This window comes from Blautia sp. LMAG:89 (assembly GCF_008679485.1).
In the GTDB taxonomy this organism is placed as follows: domain Bacteria; phylum Bacillota; class Clostridia; order Lachnospirales; family Lachnospiraceae; genus Blautia_A; species Blautia_A fusiformis.
Genome location: NZ_NANC01000002.1, coordinates 1 through 21,716, shown reverse-complemented (window position 1 = coordinate 21,716; position 21,716 = coordinate 1). Strand labels below are relative to the sequence as shown.

The following is a 21,716-nucleotide window of genomic DNA, read 5'->3' as shown; positions in this document are numbered from 1 at the left end:
CCAAGATGATCGCCCTTGTCATCCTGCTTACGAAGTCCGTGAGGGCCGTCGCTGACCATTACTTCCGGGATCCCCAAGCGTTCCACATGTTTCAGATGCCAGAAATCAAGACCTGAGCACATGCCGGCTTTTTCTTCCAGCGTCATCTGGCTTACGATTTTTTTCAGATCACGTTTCATTAAAAATACCTCCGAAATTTTTTTCTTACTATGAACTATAGCATGTTTTACTGGTAAAATATAACAAAAATTTGTTAAAAATAAAAAAATATTGTAGTTTAGCCGAATCAAGTAAGTCCCCTGCTTCAATTGCGAATATCCGCATGACCCTCACATTTTCAGGAATATAAAAACGATATGCAGGTCGATTGACAGAGCAGTGAGAGATATCTTTTTCTGGCTTTTGTGGGAAGAGTGTAGTAATATAGGTAGGAATAATGACAGAGCTGCCGGATAGAAGAATGGTCGACTGTCTGGCTTATGTGAAAGGACTTATAATGAAAGACATCATATCAAGTATTATTACAAGTGTACTGACAGCTTTGTACCAGCCATTTTGGTTTTCTGTGATCCTGTCTGTGATGGTACTGTTTTTTTATCTCTTTGCCTACCATAATGAGACAGGTGGAAGGGGAATCAGGGGAGCTTTTTCCGTGTGGTGGCAGTATTTCAGAGGAAATGCTTTTTTTCGGAAGCTGTTTTTTCTGACCTTTTATACAACCATGATCTTGTTTCGCACGCTGCTGAACCGGGATATGTGGATGAATCCCCTTTCGGATGTGATGGCGAACTGGTGGATCTGGAAATATGGAGAGGATGGTACCAGATATCTCACAACTGAGTGTATTGAGAATCTGATGCTGTTCATTCCGTTCACGATCCTGCTGTTCTGGACCGCAGGAAAGAAAATATTGAAAAAAACAACATTCTTGAATATTGTGTGGACCGGACTTAAGATTACCTTTGTATTCTCACTGTCCATTGAACTTCTGCAGCTTTTCCTGAGGCTTGGAACGTTCCAGGTTTCTGATCTGACATATAATACTCTTGGAGGAGGTATTGGCGGGGCTGTGTACTGGATTGGTCATCAGCTTTCAGTCAGGCGGGGAGCCGAATAATGTCTGCCGCAGATAGCAGGAAGACAGAGAAACGGATCAGCCCGGATTGCTGTTCGTGAGTGATGCACTGAAATTTTTGCGCGGTGCATCGTTAAAATTTCATTGACAAATCTTCCATAACGTGTTAACCTAATACCAGTTTCAAAAAGAAAATGCGTAGATGAGGAATAGTACACAAGAGAACGGAGCACAGAGAGTTGCTGGCCGGTGAGAAGCAGCGGAAGGGATTTGTGGAACTCGCCTCGGAGCATCTGCCTGAAATCTTTATATATTATATAAGAGAGTAGACGCAGACGGTGTCCGCCGTTATCCGGAGAGGATATAAGGATGTATATACATTCCGTATCTGTCAAGTGTGTGAATTTTTATTCATGAAATAAGAGTGGTACCGCGTAGGACAGCAGTTGTCTTTCGTCTCTTGCAGAATCTGCAGAGTCGGAAGATTTTTTTTATGTCTTTATATCAAAAACAGAAACCAAAGAGAAATTTTAATGGAAACAGAAAGTGGAGGAAAACAAAATGATGACACCATCCAAGTACAAACGTCAGTATTACATGCCGCCGGTGAAATGTATGAAATGGGCGGAGAAAGAATATGTGGATAAGGCCCCGATCTGGTGCTCTGTAGACCTTCGTGACGGAAATCAGGCACTTGTGATCCCGATGAGCCTGGAGCAGAAAGTGGAATTTTTCAAGCTTCTTGTAAAGATTGGTTTTAAAGAGATCGAGGTTGGATTTCCGGCTGCTTCTGAGACAGAGTATGAGTTTCTCCGTACGCTGATCGAGCAGGATCTGATCCCGAAGGATGTAACGATCCAGGTGCTGACTCAGGCAAGAGAGCATATCATCCGTAAGACTTTTGAAGCTGTTAAAGGCGCCCCAAAAGCGATCGTTCATGTATATAACTCCACATCCGTATCTCAGAGAGAGCAGGTATTCAAAAAATCAAAAGAGGAGATCCTGAAGATCGCAGTAGATGGCGCTGCACTTCTGAAAAAGCTGGCTGATGAGACAGAAGGCAATTTTCAGTTTGAGTACAGCCCGGAGAGCTTTACGGGAACAGAGCCGGAGTATGCACTGGAGGTGTGCAATGCGGTTCTGGATGTATGGCAGCCCACTGCAGATAACAAAGCGATCATCAACCTGCCTGTTACGGTTGAGCATTCTATGCCGCATGTGTATGCAAGTCAGGTGGAATACATGTGTGATAATCTGAAATACCGTGAAAACGTGATCGTTTCTCTTCATCCGCACAATGATCGTGGATGTGGCGTTGCAGACTCCGAGATGGGTCTTCTTGCAGGTGCTGACCGAATTGAGGGAACTTTGTTCGGAAATGGTGAGCGTACCGGTAATGTGGATATTGTAACGCTTGGTATGAATATGTATTCCCAGGGTGTGGACCCGAAGATCGATTTTTCTGATATGCCGCATATTTGTGAGGTTTATGAGAAATGTACCGGAATGCAGATCTATGAAAGAAGTCCGTACAGTGGAGCTCTTGTATTTGCTGCATTTTCCGGATCGCATCAGGATGCCATCGCAAAGGGTATGCACTGGAGAGAGAACGGAGATCTGGAGCACTGGACTGTTCCGTATCTGCCGATCGATCCGACAGATGTGGGAAGAAACTACGACGCAGATGTTATCCGTATCAACAGCCAGTCCGGAAAGGGCGGTGTAGGCTATATACTGGAGACAAAGTTTGGCCTGAACCTTCCTCCGAAAATGCGCGAGGCTATGGGCTATGCAGCCAAAGCAGTGTCCGATCACAAGCACAAAGAGCTTCATCCGGACGAGATCTTCAGTCTGTTCAAATCTACCTTCGAAAATGTGGTTGAACCATACAGCATCAGTGAGGTTCATTTCCAGCAGAAGGAAGACGGCATCGTAACACGGGTTACTTCTACATTCCGTGGAAAAACCATCGTTACAGAGGCTTCCGGAAATGGTCGTCTGGATGCGGTAAGCAATGCACTGAAGAAAGCTTACGAACTGAAATACACACTGGAGACTTATCAGGAGCATGCTCTGGAGCAGAGTTCTTCCTCCAAGGCTATCGCTTATGTGGGAATCCGTAAACCGGATGGAACGCTTGCCTGGGGAGCGGGTGTTGATCAGGATATCATCCGTGCCTCTATTGATGCACTGGTAACTGCGATCAACAATCGATAAGCATCCGGTTCCGGATAGGTTTACAAAAAATGAGAAGCTGCCATAAAACGCAGCTTCTTTTTTTGCCGTGCAGATGCTATAATAGTGCGGAATGTGAAAATAACAGTGAGTAAGAGGGATATTATGAAAAATAAGAAAAAAAACAGGAGCTCATACAGCCTGTCTGCAGAGCTGAAAAACGCTCTGAAATATCTGCTGATATGGGGAATGATCCTGATCTTTTCCGCATATCTGCTTAGTGATTCGGAGATCCTCGGAAATGTAAAGCAGCAGGCAAGACCGGATACCTGGTCTATGATCGGTGCGGGAGGAAGCTTTGAAGAGGAGTTTACCTGCAAAACGAACCGTCTGTCCGGTGTGGAGCTTTTTCTTTCTACAGAGAGTGCATCGGTTGCTGGAACGTTTCAGATAACGCTGTATCAGAATGAAAGGGAGATCCAGAGCTGGCAGGCCAGCAGACTGACCATATCGTCGGGGGATACCACGTATTTCCGGCTTGACCAGAAGCTTACGGAATGTAAGGGGCAGAAATTCCGGATCGTTTTAGATGGCGCAAAAGGGGATACCGGAGTGGCTGCAGGGTTGGTGAGCCAGAAGGATGATACACAGACACTTGCCTATCGGATCATTTCCAGGCCATTTCCAAAATCACTGGTGTTTCTGGTGATTGGAGCGGCGGCAGCTGTGATGCTGGTGATCTTTGCATTTCTGAAACGCAGACAGCTCCGGGCAGAAGTGGTGTTTGCCGTTGTTTATATTTTTATGAGTATCTGTACGCTGGCGGCGGTTCCGGCCTTTAATTCGCCGGATGAGTACAGCCATTATCTGAGAAGCTATGAGGTTTCCAGAGGATATCTGACGTCGGAAGGCAACGGAGGAAACGACTTATTCTCATATGGAAGGACGTTTAACAGTGGTCTGGTTCCGGAATTTTCCGCCAAGGATCATGTATCATTATGGGATATCGGAGAGAATGCAGATCAGCGTATCGACCGGGAAAAAACACAGTTTTACGGATTTGGAAATACAGCCTTGTATGCACCTACTTCGTATCTTCCCCAGGCAGTAGGGATCCGCATTGCAGATCTGTTTACGGACCGGCCGATGGTTCTTGCCTATGCGGGAAGGATCGCCAATATGCTTATGTTTGGACTGCTCTTTTTCTTTGCCATTCGTCTGACGCCTGTTGGGAAAAATTTCCTCGTACTTCTGGGGCTGGTACCTGTGAATATCCAGTCAGCAAATTCCATGTCAGCAGATGCCCTGGCCCTGGCTCTGACGGTTGCTCTGGCTTCCTTTGTACTGGCTATGCGATATAAACAAAAAGAAGTGATGAGTAGAAGACAGCTGATATGGATGTACGTGCTGACCGGATTCCTGTGTCTTTGCAAAGTGGTTTACATGCCGTTTTGCCTGCTCCTGTTCCTGATCCCGAAAGAACGGTTTAAAAGCAGAAAAAATTACTGGTTTCATGTGGTCTGTGCAGGAACTGTGATCCTGATCTTAAGTTTCGGCTGGCTGGTCATTGCATCCCGATATCTCTGTGAGTCACAGCCAGGTGTGGATACAGCTGCACAGCTTGTGGGGATCCTGAAGGATCCGGCTGCCTTTGTCCTGACTTTTGTGCGGAGCCTGGATAATTTTGGTGTGACCTATCTTACAGAAATGATAGGAAGTAATCTTGGATGGCTGAACATTCCTGTCTGTGCCCTGCTGGCAATGGGATATCTTCTGATCCTGGTCCTTCAGGTTTCCGGGAATGATGATATGTCGGGAATCCGTCTGGATCTTCCGGCAAAGGGTATTCTGGGCGGAGTTAGTCTCCTGGTATTTGCGCTGATCTTTGTAACGTTATACGGACAGTGGACAGCCTATGGCTACGATAAGATCCTGGGCGTGCAGGGACGGTATTTTCTGCCGCTTCTTTTTCCGCTGATCCTTGCGCTGAAGCCCAAACGGTTTGCCGAAGGAGCCGGGGAAACACCATGGGGACTGTTTCTGGGAGCCTGGAGTATCGATCTGTGTGTTTATGTGACACTTTTCGTGCAGGCATTGTGCCGTTTTGCATAAGGTGTCGGATCTGGTCGAGCAAAAATCCTTGACTGGCTGAAAACAAAATATTATAATCAAATCTGTAAATAACAGAGGAAAAAACTGTTCTGAAAAAGGATAAACAGGCAGATAGAAGTACGATTTCCGGAAAGTGGGTGTACAACATTGGACGGAGATGGAGACGCTATCTGTCTTTTTTTCTGAAATGAAATATGGCATGGGTGTGGATAACTCCGCGATTTTATGTGGATTTAATGTGGAATACATGTGGATAAAGTGTGGATAAAACACAAATACCGCCGTTGAAGCGTTAAATACGGGAAAAAGCTTGACATATTCAATATTATTAAATATAATTTTCCCATACATTACAAAAATGTTACAAACATGTAAAGGAAATCGTAATGATCCGTAAATATCCGGGAAGCGATGATAATGGGGGTTGTGATATCGCATCGGAGGATTATGGGCTGTTACAGAAAATGAAACGCAAGGAATGAGATTATGAAAGTTGAGAAAGATTTACGTGAGGCTGACGGAGTGCAGGATGAACGTAGAAATGGAAAAACCGGAGGAAATTCCGCGCGCAGTTTTGCAGTGCTGACATTATGTGCAGTTTTGGCGATGGTTATTTCTCTGGGGACAAGGACATTTGCAGAAAGTGAAGGGGGCAGGGTTTATGCAGCTTCAGATGGAGGAGAGAGCTCTCCCTATGAAGAGGTTGCTGTTCCTACCGGGATCGCAGGTGTGGTTTCAGGAGTTACGGATACACCATTATCCGGAAGCACGGTTACAAGGATCGGAAGCTCCTGTGAGCAGGTGATCGTAGGCCAGAGAGTACAGAGAGTGACCAATACTGCTGCAGATCTTAATGTAAGCTCCTCTATGGAAAACAAAGTAAATGAACTTGATGCAAGATCGATCACACTGGCAGAAAATCCCACACTGATGTCAGATGAAGACTATGATACACTTCTGAGGATCGTGGAGGCAGAAGCAGGAAGTGAAGATATCAAGGGCCGTGTTCTGGTGGCCAATGTCATCATGAACCGTGTAAAAAGCGAAGATTTTCCGAATACGGTGACAGAGGTTGTCTGGGATAACAGTGACGGCGTCCCGCAGTTTTCACCGACCTATGATGGCAGGATCAATGAAGTTGCAGTTTCTGATGAAACAAGGGAAGCGGTCAAGCAGGCGCTGAAGGGTGCTGATTATTCTGAAGGTGCACTGTTCTTTATCCAGAAATCTGCAGCAGAGGAACATAATGTGAAATGGTTTGAAAAGGACCTGAAGAGGCTCTTTAAATACGGGGTCCATGAATTTTATACATATAAATAGGAAGAACTGATGCAGTACAGAAGGAACCAACCGCCGGCAGAAACAGACCGGCGGTTTCTTTTTATCCGAAAGCTGTGAATATCTGTCTGATTACAGGGTGGGATTGGGCAAGACAGATTCTTTTTTAAAAGTGGTGGCATTTTCCATAATTCCATGCTATAATGTGATAACGTTGAAAAGAAAACGAATATCTTACAATAGAAAGGCGGAACACCAATGCAGGTATTGTACAAGAGCACCAGAGGAAAAGAGCAGGCAGTTACAGCGTCTATGGCCATACTTAAGGGCCTTTCTGAGGACGGCGGACTGTTCGTGCCTGAAAGCATTCCACAGCTGGATGTACCAATGGACAAGCTGGCACAGATGACCTACCAGGAGACAGCATATGAGGTAATGAGCCGTTTCCTTACAGATTTTACTGAGGATGAGCTTAAGAACTGTATCAACAAAGCATACGACAGTAAATTTGATACAGAAAAGATTGCACCTCTTCATGAAGCGGATGGTGCATATTTTCTGGAACTGTTCCATGGCGCAACCATCGCATTTAAGGATATGGCACTTTCCATTCTTCCGCATCTGATGACAACTGCAGCGAAGAAGAATAATGTTAAGAATGAGATCGTGATCCTTACCGCAACATCAGGAGATACCGGTAAAGCTGCCATGGCAGGCTTTGCAGATGTGCCTGGAACGAAGATCATTGTATTTTATCCGAAGCATGGTGTCAGCCCGATCCAGGAGAAACAGATGGTAACTCAGAAGGGTGCCAACACTTATGTAGTAGGTATTACCGGTAACTTTGATGATGCCCAGACTGCAGTTAAGAAGATGTTCAATGATCACGAGCTGGCAGCAGAGCTGGATCAGGCAGGCTTCCAGTTTTCTTCTGCAAACTCTATCAACATCGGACGTCTTGTTCCTCAGATCGTATATTATGTATATGCCTACGCATCACTGGTACGCGACGGCAGGATCAAAGACGGACAGGAGATCAATGTGGTAGTTCCTACCGGAAACTTCGGAAATATCCTTGCTGCATACTATGCGAAACAGATGGGACTTCCGATCCACAAGCTGATCTGTGCATCGAATGAGAACCGTGTTCTTTATGATTTCTTCCGCACAGGAACCTATGACAGAAAAAGAGATTTCATCCTTACGACATCTCCTTCCATGGATATCCTGATCTCCAGCAATCTGGAAAGACTGATCTATCGTCTTACCGGAGAAAATGCTGAAAAATGTGCAGAGCTTATGAAATCCTTAAGTGAGGGCGGCGAATATACCATTACTGACGAGATGAAAGCACAGCTTGTTGATTTTTATGGTAATTTCTGCAGTGAAGATGAGACTGCACAGGCCATCAGTGATATCTACAAAAACAGCAATTATGTGATCGATACGCATACTGCAGTTGCAGCCGGCGTATATAAGAAGTATGTAAGTGAGACAGCGGATCATCTTCCGACAGTGATCGCCTCTACTGCAAGTCCGTATAAATTCACAAGAAGTGTTATGGAAGCACTTGGTGAGGAGCATAAAGATCTGGATGATTTTGGCCTTGTAGACGCATTAAGTGCGCTTTCCGGAGTACCTGTTCCACGTGCAGTTGAAGAAATCCGTACTGCCCCGGTTCTTCATGACAGGGTGGTAGATGCAGTGGATATGCCGGCAGCAGTAAAGGATATCCTTAAGATCAAATAATAATTGATAATAAAATCAGTAAGAAAATGTATTTTCTGTTGAAAAAGCACAAATACTGGTTTATAATAAAAACAACGAAAACCGAATCCTGGAATGTTCGATCCCCCTTTTCTTTTTGAACCTACATTGACATTTTGGGAATCCAAAATCGCAGGTTGGATGTCAGACCTCACGTCGTGGTAGGCAGAAGACACTGTTGAGGATACCCACCTAGCATCTGCTAGGCGTCAAAAATAAGGGAACGGCATCCCGGGATTAATCGGTTAAAGACATAGAGCCGGTTAGTGGCTCTTTTTTCATATATGGGAGGAATTACAGCATGAGTGTTTCTGAAAGGAAATTTGGGACACTTCCTACAGGGGAAGAAATAAAGATCTATCATCTTGAGAATAAAAAAGGTGCCTACGCTGAAGTACTTCAGTATGGCGCGATCCTGGTGAAGATATGTGTTCCAGATAAGAACGGAGATCTGAAGGATGTGGTTCTTGGATATGATGATATCCGGGGATATGAGGTTAATGGATGCTTTTTCGGTGCAATCATTGGAAGAAGCGGAAACCGTATCGAGAATTCCAGATTTTTTATTGACGATAAAGAAGTGGTTCTTGCAGAGAATGAGAATCATAACAATCTTCACAGCGGTCCGGATGGCTTTGAGAAAAAGCTGTGGGAAGTAAAAGAAATTTCCCAGGAGAAGAACAGCGTGGATTTCTTCCGCATCAGTCCGGATGGAGAGAACGGATTTCCGGGAGAATTTTCCATTGTTGTGAAATATGAATTCACAGAGGAAAACGAACTGAAGATTTTTTACAGAGGACGCTCTGATGCAGCTACCGTTGCCAATATGACCAACCATTCTTATTTTAATCTGAACGGAGAAGGCAGCGGAGATGTGCTTGACCAGGAAGTATGTATTCATGCGAAGTATTTTACTCCGGTAAAAGACAGCCAGTCCATTCCTACCGGTGAATATGCACCGGTGGCGGGAACGCCGATGGATTTCAATGTTTCCAAACCGATTGGCAGAGACATTGAGGCGGACTTTGAACAGCTGAAGTTTACAGGCGGTTATGACCATAACTATGTAACAGATAATTATGCAAAGGGCAATGTCCGTTCGATCGCTACTGCATACTGCAGGGAATCCGGTATCGGTATGGAGGTTTCCTCCGATTGCCCGTGTGTGCAGTTCTATGCAGGTAATTTTGTTAAGGATGAGAAGGGAAAGAACGGTCATGTTTATCATGAACGTTATGGATTCTGCCTGGAGACACAGGTGGAGCCAAATGCAGTCAATGTAGAGGATTTCCATTCTCCGATCCTGCTTCCCGGTGAAGAGTACAGCTCTGAAACGGTTTACCGTTTCTTTGTGAAATAACAGACAAACAGAATTAAAAGAGGTGCGAGAAGGCAATGCAGATACGTGTGGCAGAAGAGAAGGATGCAGCAACACTTTTGGAAATTTATTCCTACTACGTAGAAAAAACTGCGATCACATTTGAATATGAAACACCTTCCATAGAAGAGTTTACGCATCGGATCCATGATATAAAGGCGAAATATCCGTATATTGTGGCAGAAGAGAACGGAGAGATCCTGGGATATGCTTATGGTTCTGCGTTTCATCCGAGGGCTGCTTATGGCTGGTGTGCGGAAATGTCCATTTATGTGAGGCATGACCGGCGGGGCAGCGGTGCAGGAGGCAGACTCTATCGAGCCCTGGAGAGTCTTCTTGCAGAGATGGGAATTCTGAACCTGAACGCCTGCATTGCAGTTGCACCAAAAGAAGATGAATACCTGACCAGTGCCAGTGTGGATTTTCATAAGCATTTCGGCTATAAGCGTGTGGGAGAGTTCCACAGATGCGGCTATAAGTTTAACCGTTGGTATAATATGGTATGGATGGAAAAGATGATAGGTGAACATAAGAGCCTGCAGCCGGAAGTAAAGCTTTTTCCGGAAATCCAGGATAAGATCGGATTTGAACGTTTTTCCTGGTGAAAAAAGAAACCTGAGGGAGGTCAGCATGGACGAGGAAAAGAAAAATATAATCCAGCTCATGCTGGGATTTGTGCGCAGGGCAAACGGAGATCATGTCAGTGCATATGCGGCCCAGGCAGCGTATTTTCTGATCATGTCTTTTATCCCGTTTATACTGTTTCTTACAACGCTGATCCGTTATACACCTTTAAGCTATAATGTTGTCAGGGATGCCATCATCGGGTTTGTGCCCGGAAATCTGCAGACCTTTGTGCTGAGCATTGTGGTAGAAGTATACAAAAGAAGTACAGCCATCGTGCCGTTGTCTGCGCTGATGGCGCTCTGGGCGTCCGGAAAGGGAATGCAGGCGATCACCAATGGTTTAAATACCATTTATCATGTAAAGGAAACCCGAAACTGGCTGATGACCAGAATCTATTCGGTTTTTTATATGCTGTTGTTTGTGCTGGCGATCATTGTCACTCTTCTGGTCCTGGTTCTTGGTAATCGGATCCAGGTAGCTGCACAGAGAACCATTCCGATTCTCGGGAGGCTGCTGGCCAAGGTTATAGGGGCCAGGACATTGCTTGTATTTGCCGTACTGTTTGCAGTGTTTCTGGTCCTTTATAAAGTGCTTCCAAACCGAAAAGCAACCTTTAAAAGCCAGCTTCCGGGTGCATTTATGATCGCAGTGGCATGGATGATATTTTCCTATGGATTTTCCCTGTATTTTGAATTTTTTCCGAATTTTGGAAATATGTACGGAAGTCTGACTGCGCTGATCATGGTAATGCTGTGGCTGTATGTGTGTATGAACCTGCTTCTTTACGGGGCGGAGATTAATGCCTACTTCGAAAATGAATTCCGAAAGGCCCAGAGATCTGTAAAAACACTTCTTTCCAAGAAAGAAAATGAAAAAAACAGTACCAAAGAATCCTGACTTTGCGCTTGACAGAAGACAGACCTTGTGGCATAGTATTAAAAGACAGAAAAGCTGTGAAGGTGTTTATAGAGGATCGTTTTCTCACAGAGAAGGGAAGTCACCGGCTGTAAGCTTCCCCGAGTTCAGATGGTTCTTGAATTTCCCACCGGAGCTTCCTCTCTGAAGTAACAGTAGGAGATGACGTAAGCTGCGCGTTAAGCAGACAAGAGGTGCCCGTGATCTTTTCATGGGAAACTGGGTGGTACCGCGGATATTCCGTCCCTTTTATAAGGGACGGTTTTTTTATTGCCCATATCTGGATCTTCGGGGTGGGCGGCGGATCATTTGATCATTTTAATTAAAGGAGAAATAGACCATGGATATGAAAGAAAGACTTCAGGAACTGGCTGAAAATGCCAGAAAACGGATCGAGGAATCCGAGGGCCTGGATAAGCTGAATGATGTGCGTGTTGCATATCTTGGAAAAAAAGGTGAGCTTACTGCAATCTTAAAAGGTATGAAGGATGTTGCTCCGGAAGAGCGTCCGAAGGTTGGACAGCTTGTCAATGAGACAAGAGCTAAGATCGAAGAACTTCTGGAAGCCTCCAAAAAGGATTTCGAGGAGAAGGTCCGTGAGGAAAAAATGAAGGCAGAAGTGATCGATGTAACACTTCCTGCAAAGAAAGCGAAGATCGGTCATCGCCATCCGAATACTATCGCGCTGGAAGAGGTTGAGCGTATTTTCATCGGAATGGGCTATGAGGTTGTGGAAGGTCCGGAGGTTGAGTATGCGGACTACAACTTTACTAAGCTGAATATTCCGGAGGATCATCCGGCAAGAGATGAGCAGGATACATTCTTTATCAATGATTCCATTCTGCTCCGTTCCCAGACATCACCGGTGCAGGCACGTGAGATGGAAAAAGGCAAGCTTCCGATCCGTATGATCGCACCTGGCCGTGTATTCCGTTCTGACGAGGTAGATGCAACACATTCACCTTCCTTCCATCAGATCGAGGGCCTTGTTATTGATAAGAATGTTACGTTTGCAGATCTTAAGGGAACCCTTCAGGAGTTTGCAAAAGAGCTGTTCGGACCGGAGACAAAGACCAAATTCCGTCCGCATCATTTCCCGTTCACAGAGCCGAGCGCTGAGGTTGATGTTTCCTGCTTCAAATGCGGCGGAAAAGGCTGCCGTTTCTGTAAAGGTTCCGGCTGGATCGAAATCCTTGGCTGTGGTATGGTTCATCCGAATGTTCTCCGTATGTGCGGGATCGATCCGGATGAGTATACAGGATTTGCCTTTGGTGTAGGTCTGGAGCGTATCGCACTTCTGAAATATGAGATCGATGATATGCGTCTTCTCTATGAGAACGACAGCAGATTCCTGAAACAGTTCTAAAACAGTGAACACGGATCATGAGTATCCGTCTGACAGTAAATATAGAAAAAAGAAGGGACAACCAAAATGAATACTTCATTATCTTGGATTAAAACATATGTGCCGGATCTGGATGTAACGGCACAGGAATATACAGATGCCATGACCTTAACAGGCACAAAGGTAGAGGGCTTTACAGAGCTGGATGCAGATCTCGATAAGATCGTGATCGGCCAGATCGATAAGATCGAGAAGCATCCGGATGCAGATAAGCTGATCATCTGCCAGGTAAATATCGGAACTGAGAGTGTGCAGATCGTAACAGGCGCTCCAAATGTAAAAGAAGGAGATAAGGTTCCGGTTGTTCTTGATGGCGGACGTGTTGCAGGTGGCCATGATGGAAAAATGACTCCCGGAGGGATCAAGATCAAAAAAGGCAAACTCCGTGGCGTTGAGTCCTTTGGTATGATGTGCTCTATCGAGGAACTTGGAAGCACCAGAGAAATGTATCCGGAAGCACCGGAATACGGAATCTATATTTTTCCTGAGGACGCAGTTGTGGGTGAGAGCGCTGTTAAGGCACTTGGCCTTGACGATGTGGTATTTGAGTATGAGATCACTTCCAACCGTGTAGATTGCTACGGTGTTCTTGGAATCGCAAGAGAGGCAGCAGCAACCTTCCAGAAGAAATTCTGTCCGCCGATTGTAGAGGTTAAGGAAAATGATGAGAAAGCTTCCGATTATGTAAAGGTTACTGTAGAGGATCCGGAGCTTTGCCCGCGTTACTGCGCAAGAGTTGTAAAAAATGTCAAGATCGGTCCGTCCCCGAAGTGGATGCAGAGATGTCTGGCTTCCAATGGAATCCGCCCGATCAACAACCTGGTTGATATCACAAACTATGTAATGGAAGAGTTTGGACAGCCAATGCATGCATATGATCTGGATACTATCGCAAATCAGGAGATCGTTGTACGCCGTGCAGGAAAAGATGAGAAATTCGTCACACTGGATGGCCAGGAGCGTATCATGGATGAGAACGTTCTGATGATCTGTGACGGTGAGAAGGCTGTCGGCATCGCAGGTATCATGGGTGGAGAGAATTCCATGATCACAGACGATGTAAAAACGGTTCTTTTTGAGGCGGCGTGCTTCGATGGAACCAGCATCCGTCTTTCTTCCAAGAGGATCGGACTTCGTACAGATGCATCCGGTAAATTTGAGAAGGGTCTTGACCCGAACAATGCACAGGCTGCAATTGACCGTGCATGCCAGCTGATGGAAGAACTTGGTGCAGGTGAGGTTGTAGGCGGAATGGTTGATGTCTGCAGCGAGACAAGAGAGCCATCCAGAGTAAAATTTGAGCCTGAGAAGATCAACAAGCTTCTTGGAACCAGCCTTACAAAAGAAGAGATGATCGATTATCTTGGACGTGTAGAACTGGCTTATGATGAAAAAACAGACGAGATCGTTGCACCGACATTCCGTCAGGATATCCACTGTAATGCAGATGTTGCAGAGGAGGTTGCAAGATTCTATGGCTATGATAAGATCCCGATGACACTTCCTACAGGAGAGGCTACTACAGGTAAGCTGCCATTTAAGCTTCGTATCCAGGAGGTTGCAAGAGATATCGCAGAATACTGCGGATTCTCAGAGGGAATGTCCTATTCTTTCGAAAGCCCGAAGGTATTTGACAAGCTTTGTATTCCTGAGGACAGTGATCTTCGTAAAGTCATCACCATCAGCAATCCTCTTGGAGAGGACTACAGTATCATGCGTACAAGCACACTGAACGGTATGCTGGCATCCCTTTCCACAAACTATAACAGACGTAATAAAGATGTTCGTCTTTACGAGCTTGGAAATATCTATCTTCCGAAGTCCCTCCCGGTTACAGAGCTTCCGGATGAGCGTACCATGTTTACACTTGGAATGTACGGAAAAGGCGATTTCTTTGATATGAAGGGTGTATGCGAGGAGTTCTTCGAGAAGATCGGAATGAAGAAAAAGGTTACCTACGATCCAAACAGCGGAAAACCATTCCTTCATCCGGGAAGACAGGCTAACATGATCTACGAGGGTAAGGTAGTTGGATACTTAGGTGAGGTTCATCCGGCTGTTGCAGATAATTACTCTATCGGAGAAAAAGCATATATCGCAGTGATTGACATTCTGGATGTTCTGGAATTTGCTGGTTTCAACCACAAATATACAGGAATTGCCAAATATCCGGCTGTAACTCGTGACCTGAGCCTTGTAGTTCCCCATGCAGTTCTCGCAGGACAGATTGAGGAGATTTTTGATCAGAGAGGCGGAAATATTCTTGAGAGTTATCAGCTGTTCGATATCTACGAGGGCGCACAGATTGAGAAAGGTTTCAAATCCATGGCTTATTCTCTGGTATTCCGTGCCCATGACAAGACTCTTGGTGAAAACGAGATCTCCGCAGCAATGAAAAAGATCATGAATGGTCTTAACGGACTTGGAATCGAGCTGAGAAGCTGATGCTGATCTACATTGTAAGACATGGCCTGACTGAGTGGAATAAATTAAAAAAGCTTCAGGGTGCAGCGGATGTACCTCTTGCGAAGGAAGGGATCCTTCTTGCAGAAAAAACCGGAGAAGCTCTCCGTAATGTGAAGTTTGATATCTGTTTTACAAGTCCGCTCTCAAGGGCAAAACAGACGGCAGAATATGTTCTGGGGAAACGTGATGTTCCGATCATACCGGATAAGCGGATCCAGGAGATCGATTTTGGCGTGCTGGAGGGTGATCAGGTAAGAGATGCAGATGGCAATTATATCGATCCGCAGATCGAGACTTTTTTCCGTGATCCGGTAAATTTTAAACGACCGGAAAAGGGCGAGGACATTTTTGATGTGATCGCCAGGACAAAGGATTTCTGGGATGAAATAACATCAGATCCGACTCTTGCGGATAAAACAATTCTTGTTGCCTCTCATGGATGTGCAGTCCGTGCTCTTCTTCAGAATGTAGATCCTGATCCGGAGAATTTCTGGAGAGGCTCCGTGCCGCCAAACTGCTGTGTTAATCTTGTGGAAGTAAAGAATGGAAAGACAACGCTTCTGGAAGAAGATAGAGTTTATGCATAGAAAATAATGAGAAACGCAGAATAACTGTAATGGCTGTTCTGCGTTTCTTTTTTGCTTGTTTTTATTGGTGGAATTTCACAGGTTATGATTGACTAATTGAGGTAAAATGAGATAAAATATATAAAAGTAATGAATAATTCAGAAAAATAAAAGTTAAACTTTACTAATTATATAAAGATGCAGAATTGTGTTGGAATTATATGAAATCATTTAACCAAGTGCGGATTGCGAATATCCGCCTACGGATAGAGGATAATTACTGATAGCGATGTGATATATGGAATGGGGTGAGTATATGCAGTCATTAAATGAGACAAAAGCAGGGGAAAGCTACACGATCAAGTGGATGACCGGAATGCCGGAGACTATGGAACAGATCAGGCAATATGATGTCAGTGAAGGAAAGACCGTACAGATCATAAGCAGGATACTTGGCGGAGTGATCGTAGGTGTTTGCGGACGCAGGATCCTGATCAGCGATGATGCAGCCTGCCGTATAAAAGTATAAATAAAAGTATAAATAGAAAAAAGACGAAAGGACAATTCTTTTGGCGAAGGAATTGTCCTTTCTGGTTGTTTTAGGGAAGATGTTATGATAGTATGGGAACAAAAGAGTAACTTTTTTCAAAAATAAAGACAGGGGAGGCATATTATGGGAAAAAAGTTTATGAATACAGTGCTGTTTCTGGCAGTAACAGTGGCCGCGGCAACCCTGACTGCTTATGTTGGAAAAGGCTCCGGGAATGTGTTGCTTTATAATTTTACATTTCTGGGACTTATGCTGATCATATACGCAGTGGGGCTTTTTGCAGGTTTATATCGGATGGATAACCTATCAAGAGCACTGAAGCATGGCTCTGGTGAGATCACAGAAGTGTTTCAGCTTCCGGGAAGAGCCAGAAAAGAAGAGATTGGGCAGCTGCGAGGGATTTTCGGTGACCGCTATCTCGACAAAAAGATGGATGATTTTGTTGACAGCATCAGCAGAACGGAAGAAGGGATCGCTGAAGTAGAGGATTTTGTGAATATTGAGGATGTAGATGTACATATCCACAAGAGACTCCTTGAGATGGCTCCGGACATTTTTACAAGCCTTGGTATCCTTGGAACATTTATCGGTCTTGTGTGGGGACTTAAGAACTTCCAGCCCACAGATTATGAAGTGATGACAAGCTCGGTATCCGCTCTTGTAGATGGTATCAAAGTTGCGTTTTTGACTTCCATTTATGGAGTTGCACTTTCTGTTGTGTACACATTTGGGATGAAAAGCGGATATTCTGCGATGTCCCAGGCGATGCAGGATTTTCTGGATCGTTTTCACGCACTGGTGCTCCCTACTGCGGAGAATGAGTCCTGGAATCTCCTTGTTTCCAGCCAGAAGACACAGACAGTAGCCATGAAACAGATGGCGGAACAGTTTTCTGTGCAGATGGCAGATAGCTTTGAGAAAGTGATCACACCTACTTTTCAGAAGATGAATGATTCTCTGGACGTTCTTACCGCATCTGTGACAAAAGGGCAGCAGGATGCGATCCGGGAGATCCTGGATACGTTTTTAAGCGAGATGCATGGGTCCTTTCAGATGCAGTTTGAAGATTTTAATGATGCTCTGGCAGAACTTAAGAAGGTGCAGAAGGAGAATACAGAATATACATCAGAATTGTACAAGACCATGAGCAGTCAGCTGAGTGAAACTTTTACGAAGCAGGAACGTGCCATGAAGGATGCCATTAAGGAAATCGATGAGATGCAGAGCCGTTATATGAAGACTGCAGACCGTATTATCCGGGATAATCAGATGATCCAGCAGCTGCAGAAACAGGATTACGAAAAGTTTGCCCGGCATATGCATGAAAATGAAAAAGAATCCGCAGATCTCTGGAAAACCTGCAATGCATCTATGCGCCAGTATGTGGACAGTGCTGCAGAAGGGATGAAAGCAGTTGCGGATTCCAATAGGATCAGCGAGGAGCTTCTTCGTGAAGATAAGAAGATGATCGAAGATTTTGAAGCCAGAGTGAAAGAATTTACCGAGAGCCAGAAGATGGTCAACAGTGTTCTGGATGAGGTACGCAGGCTTCTTTCTGAGATCAAGACGGCAAAAAATAACCGTGATATCCATCTGATCGCCGGACAGCCCTGGGGCTATGGAAGCAATGCCGGTATCCAGGAACTTAAGGATAAGCTGACGGGTCTGGAGGATCTTCTGGAAGGACAGGGTGCAAGACAGGAAGCGCTGCTGGATGAGATCGAGCGCAGTATCCGTGAGGCAACGAAGGCAGCACAGAAAAGCCGTTTTGGTTTATTTAAATAAGAGAGGAATTGTCAATGCGCAAAAAAAGAAAGCCGGAGGAGCATGGGTTTAATGTCTGGCGTTCTTATTCGGATATGATGGCAGGAGTTTTGCTGCTTTTTGTTCTGATCATGTGTGTGACACTTTTTCAGGCACAGAAGAGCTATCAGGACAGTCTGAAGGAACGGGATGAAAAAATCGCTCTTCAGGAAAAATATACAGAAGAGCTTCTGGAAAAACAGAATGCGCTGGATGAGCAGGCGGGGACATTAAAAAGCCAGGATGAGCAGATCAAGTCCAAGGACAAGCAGATCAAATCTCAGGATGAAGAACTGTCTTCTCTGGCGGAGAAGCTTGCCAAACAGCAGGAAACACTGGAGGCACAGCAGAAGAAGTTGAAAGAACAGCAGAAAAAGCTGTCCTCTCAGAAAAAGAAGCTTTCCAGTCAGCAGGATACACTGAAAGAGCAGCAGTCTGCGCTGGATGAAAAAACAGAGCTTCTGGAAGAGCAACAGGAGAAGATCGACAAGATCATCGGCGTGAAAGCGGAGGTTGTGGAAGCTTTGCAGAAGGAATTTGAGAAAAAGAACCTCAATGTGGATATTGATCCACAGACAGGTGCGCTGACGTTGAATGCCAATGTTATGTTTGATTATGATCAGGCAGAGCTTACCGATTCCGGTAAGATGACATTGTCTATGGTACTGCCGACATATTGTAAGGTATTGCTGGATGATTCCTATAAGAAATATCTTGGCGAGATCATTATTGATGGTTATACGGATACAGACGGAGATTACAGTTATAACCTGGAGCTGTCACAGAAGAGGTCTCTAGCGGTAGCGCAGTATCTTTTGGATATTAAGAGTGATTTTCTGAAGGATTCACAGGTTCAGGAACTGAAGGATTGTCTGACAGTGAATGGGCATTCCATGTCAGATCCGGTTTTGGATGCAGAAGGAAATGTAGATAAGGATGCGTCCAGACGTGTAGAGGTAAAATTCCGTTTGAAGGATGAAGAGATGATCCAGGAACTGAATAAGATCATGCAGGGAGATTCTGCAGAGTCCGACAGTGCTGCTCAGAAAAAAGAAAAGAATAGAAAGAAAATCAGGATAATAAGCAGTAATAAAATATGGCTGTTTTATATTTTATTAGGGAGGATTGGGTATGAAAAGAAAACTGGCATTGATGCTGACAATGACGCTTCTGGCTGGCAGCCTGGATTCGGGAATGCTGGTCAGTGCAGCTGATTTTTCAGCAGAAGAGAGTGTGGAACAGGCAGTGGAAGAGGAACTTTTTCCGGCTGTACATCCCTTTCTTCCATCCACATTCTGGATAATGGGGTGGTGGTAGAAGCAGGTGCATTTAAGCAATGTATAAGTCTTACCCGTATCCATATCCCTGCATCAATGGTTACACATGGTTATATGGGTGAGAGTCCGGCGTATCCGGGAATTTTTGCGGGAGATACAGGTCTGACGACGGTCGCCTTTGTGAAAGGGATCACAAAGATCGCCAAGTACAGAACTCGCCTTCGGCTCAGACAGCAGGCCCTGCCGCAATAACGCCGTCTCCCGCAGTCCAAGTAGTAATCACCCCTCCTCCGCAGCAGCCCGGCTCAGCGTACCACCATAAATATCGAAGAATACAGGAACCAGATCGGCACAACGTACCACTATAAGTACCCGAAGAATCCCAGAACCAGATTGCAGATCGGCACAGCGTACCACCATAAGTACCGAAGAATACAGAAACCAGATCGGCACAGCGTTCCATTCTGAGTACCGCAGCATACAGACAAAAGTCAACAACGCAGCAACACACAACAACGCAGAACTCCTTCCGTGCCCAAGAGGGTGGGGGTGCAGGGGGAGGGCCTTCGGGCCAATGTCATTTAGTTAGGGACTTTTTATTAAAAAATATTTTTAGGATATAAGTTATGCTGTAAGTTTTCATTATATAATACCCCAAAACGCACAGACTTCCCCCTTGGCAGGCAATTACAGTTTTTAAACAATCTCTTTTCTATTCTTAAAAATTATAGTATTCTTATATTAAGATACTCTATATCCAAAGGCTACAAAACCTTTCATCTTCTTGGAACGGGGGAATTTCCGGCCGGGTCTGACCGGAGTCAGGTATTGCAGCAAGAGTGTCTCGATATGCGGCGGAATTGTGGAACAGCTTTTTTGCAGGAAAATTTTGCAGATATGTACAGCCATTGTGAAATTTATCTGATAAACGTATTTTTGGTCTTTCTGTTTGACAGTTACATGTGCGGTAACTGATTCGCAGAAATTGTACATGATGATACGTGCGTATATTTCCTGTTCTACATATTCCGCCTTCTTTGAATGAAGATTCGATACCCCGATATTATATTTCAGTTTTCGGAATGAAGTCTCGATCCCCCATCTTAAATGATATAGTTCTTTTATTTTTTCCGGAGGAAAACGGTCTTTTCCCAGATTCGTGACAATACATTCATATTCCCCTGTATCCAGCTGAAAACGTACCAGCCGCAGGTGCATGGGATAAACAGCCTGTTTGCCATCTTTTTCCAGATTCAGAAAGTCAAATGCAGATCTGGGAGAAAGTTTTTTATATCTTATCGGGTCCCGTTTAGAGTGGACCGTACTACGCGTAATAAAAAAATCCAGCCCTTCATCCAGTTCCCGGTCCGGAAGACGAAAGCCGCAGGAAATGCCTCCTTTGCTGAAAATATCTTTTGTACGGATGACAAAGGAGAGACCTTTTGCCATGATGTGTGCAAAGACATGGTAAGTTTCATATCCGCGATCGGCCAGTATGATCGTTCTGTCAGGGTGAGGTATATTCCGCAGCATTTGTATCAATGCACGGGATTCATTGCTGACCATTGTTTTTTCAATAAGGACATCCACATATTTTTTATTACAAAGATCATATAGGGCATGAAGATGAAGCTGATTGGAGCCTTTTTTTCCGGAACCGGAAGGCTTACAGCTGTCTTTATCATCCGGATTATAAAAGATGTTCAGATCCGAGCCATCACATGCAAGAAGCTGAAAACCCTCATAATCATGTTCAGAGGGAAGTGATCGTGAAAAACGGTGCAGAAGATGATAAAAAGCATCCGGATGTATCTTGGCCCGTTGCTGCTGGAGAGCAGAAAGGGATGGGAGATCTTTTTGAGACCGGCATGAAAAGAAATCAAAAAATGCTGTATTGAGAGAACCGCCCCTCATAGTTAAAAGAAAAAGGATCGTATCCTGGAAAGATATCTTACGTTTCCTGGAAAAATCAATACCAGGTCTGGTGACAAAAGAGTTTATTCGCTCTCCAGTTCAGAAATGAGTGACATGAGCAATTCATAATTATAAGTAAACGCTGAATTCATAGGCACATCTCCTTTGCATAATAAAAAAAGTTACAGTGTATAGTCTTTTTTTACCATACACTGTAACTTTTGGGAATAGGGCGTCCCTAACTAAATGACATTGCCTTCGGGCTACGGAACTCTGAGATGGCCTTCCCCCTGCATATTCCCGCATTGAAAATGCGACCGGCGTAGCGCCATCCAGCGAAGAGACTTATTATTAAAAAAACAACACGATAAACAACAATAAAGATAATCCTAAAAATTACAAATAAGA

General features: G+C 44.7%; 15 protein-coding genes, 1 other RNA gene, 1 pseudogene and 2 other annotated features. Of the genes and pseudogenes, 16 read left to right on the top strand and 1 reads right to left on the bottom strand.

Annotated features, from left to right (window positions below; translation table 11 throughout):
* Positions 1 to 436 precede the first annotated feature (436 nt).
* The 16 genes and pseudogenes from CCC70_RS00235 to CCC70_RS00160 all read left to right on the top strand — a co-directional run.
* Positions 437 to 1,117 (top strand): VanZ family protein, encoded by a 681-nt coding sequence (locus CCC70_RS00235; protein WP_227589151.1) that lies wholly within the window; start codon positions 437 to 439, stop codon positions 1,115 to 1,117.
* Positions 1,118 to 1,265: 148 nt separating this feature from the next.
* Positions 1,266 to 1,539 (top strand) — a binding site (T-box leader).
* A gap of 97 nt (positions 1,540 to 1,636) precedes the next feature.
* Positions 1,637 to 3,292, top strand: coding sequence for a 2-isopropylmalate synthase (locus CCC70_RS00230; protein WP_015526768.1), 1,656 nt, complete (start codon positions 1,637 to 1,639; stop codon positions 3,290 to 3,292).
* 123 nt (positions 3,293 to 3,415) lie between these two features.
* The gene (locus CCC70_RS00225; RefSeq protein WP_287084041.1) at positions 3,416 to 5,362 is read left to right on the top strand and encodes a DUF2142 domain-containing protein; all 1,947 of its coding nucleotides are present in this window, start codon (positions 3,416 to 3,418) and stop codon (positions 5,360 to 5,362) included.
* A 486-nt stretch (positions 5,363 to 5,848) separates the two neighbouring features.
* A complete protein-coding gene (locus CCC70_RS00220; protein WP_287084040.1) occupies positions 5,849 to 6,682 on the top strand; it encodes a cell wall hydrolase in 834 nt (277 codons plus the stop codon).
* Between the two features lie 216 nt (positions 6,683 to 6,898).
* Positions 6,899 to 8,389, top strand: a complete 1,491-nt coding sequence (gene thrC, locus CCC70_RS00215) for a threonine synthase (RefSeq protein WP_021652923.1) — start codon at positions 6,899 to 6,901, stop codon at positions 8,387 to 8,389.
* Positions 8,390 to 8,471: 82 nt separating this feature from the next.
* A non-coding RNA gene (gene ssrS, locus CCC70_RS00210) (6S RNA) lies at positions 8,472 to 8,649 on the top strand.
* A 59-nt stretch (positions 8,650 to 8,708) separates the two neighbouring features.
* Entirely contained in the window at positions 8,709 to 9,767 is a 1,059-nt protein-coding gene (locus CCC70_RS00205; RefSeq protein ID WP_287084039.1) for an aldose epimerase family protein, read from the top strand.
* Between the two features lie 35 nt (positions 9,768 to 9,802).
* Positions 9,803 to 10,390, top strand: coding sequence for a GNAT family N-acetyltransferase (locus CCC70_RS00200; protein WP_129975315.1), 588 nt, complete (start codon positions 9,803 to 9,805; stop codon positions 10,388 to 10,390).
* A gap of 25 nt (positions 10,391 to 10,415) precedes the next feature.
* On the top strand, positions 10,416 to 11,309 hold the full coding sequence (locus CCC70_RS00195; RefSeq protein WP_287084038.1) for a YihY/virulence factor BrkB family protein: 894 nt from the start codon (positions 10,416 to 10,418) through the stop codon (positions 11,307 to 11,309).
* A 47-nt stretch (positions 11,310 to 11,356) separates the two neighbouring features.
* Positions 11,357 to 11,578 (top strand) — a binding site (T-box leader).
* A gap of 95 nt (positions 11,579 to 11,673) precedes the next feature.
* Positions 11,674 to 12,693, top strand: coding sequence for a phenylalanine--tRNA ligase subunit alpha (gene pheS, locus CCC70_RS00190; protein ID WP_044962388.1), 1,020 nt, complete (start codon positions 11,674 to 11,676; stop codon positions 12,691 to 12,693).
* 66 nt (positions 12,694 to 12,759) lie between these two features.
* Complete coding sequence (gene pheT, locus CCC70_RS00185; protein WP_015526758.1) at positions 12,760 to 15,177, top strand: phenylalanine--tRNA ligase subunit beta; 2,418 nt, start codon at positions 12,760 to 12,762, stop codon at positions 15,175 to 15,177.
* Entirely contained in the window at positions 15,177 to 15,785 is a 609-nt protein-coding gene (locus CCC70_RS00180; protein WP_021652918.1) for a histidine phosphatase family protein, read from the top strand. The genes pheT and CCC70_RS00180 overlap by 1 nt, the downstream gene beginning before the upstream one ends.
* Before the next feature lie 295 nt (positions 15,786 to 16,080).
* Positions 16,081 to 16,293, top strand: coding sequence for a ferrous iron transport protein A (locus tag CCC70_RS00175; protein WP_044962386.1), 213 nt, complete (start codon positions 16,081 to 16,083; stop codon positions 16,291 to 16,293).
* 144 nt (positions 16,294 to 16,437) lie between these two features.
* A complete protein-coding gene (locus tag CCC70_RS00170) occupies positions 16,438 to 18,099 on the top strand; it encodes a MotA/TolQ/ExbB proton channel family protein (protein ID WP_287084037.1) in 1,662 nt (553 codons plus the stop codon).
* A 14-nt stretch (positions 18,100 to 18,113) separates the two neighbouring features.
* On the top strand, positions 18,114 to 19,331 hold the full coding sequence (locus CCC70_RS00165; RefSeq protein ID WP_287084036.1) for an OmpA family protein: 1,218 nt from the start codon (positions 18,114 to 18,116) through the stop codon (positions 19,329 to 19,331).
* Positions 19,332 to 19,379: 48 nt separating this feature from the next.
* A pseudogene (locus CCC70_RS00160) lies at positions 19,380 to 19,646 on the top strand (hypothetical protein); the annotation flags it as partial.
* A gap of 489 nt (positions 19,647 to 20,135) precedes the next feature.
* Here the strand turns inward: CCC70_RS00160 and CCC70_RS00155 are convergent.
* On the bottom strand, positions 20,136 to 21,395 hold the full coding sequence (locus CCC70_RS00155; protein ID WP_287084042.1) for an IS4 family transposase: 1,260 nt from the start codon (positions 21,393 to 21,395) through the stop codon (positions 20,136 to 20,138).
* Positions 21,396 to 21,716 lie beyond the last annotated feature (321 nt).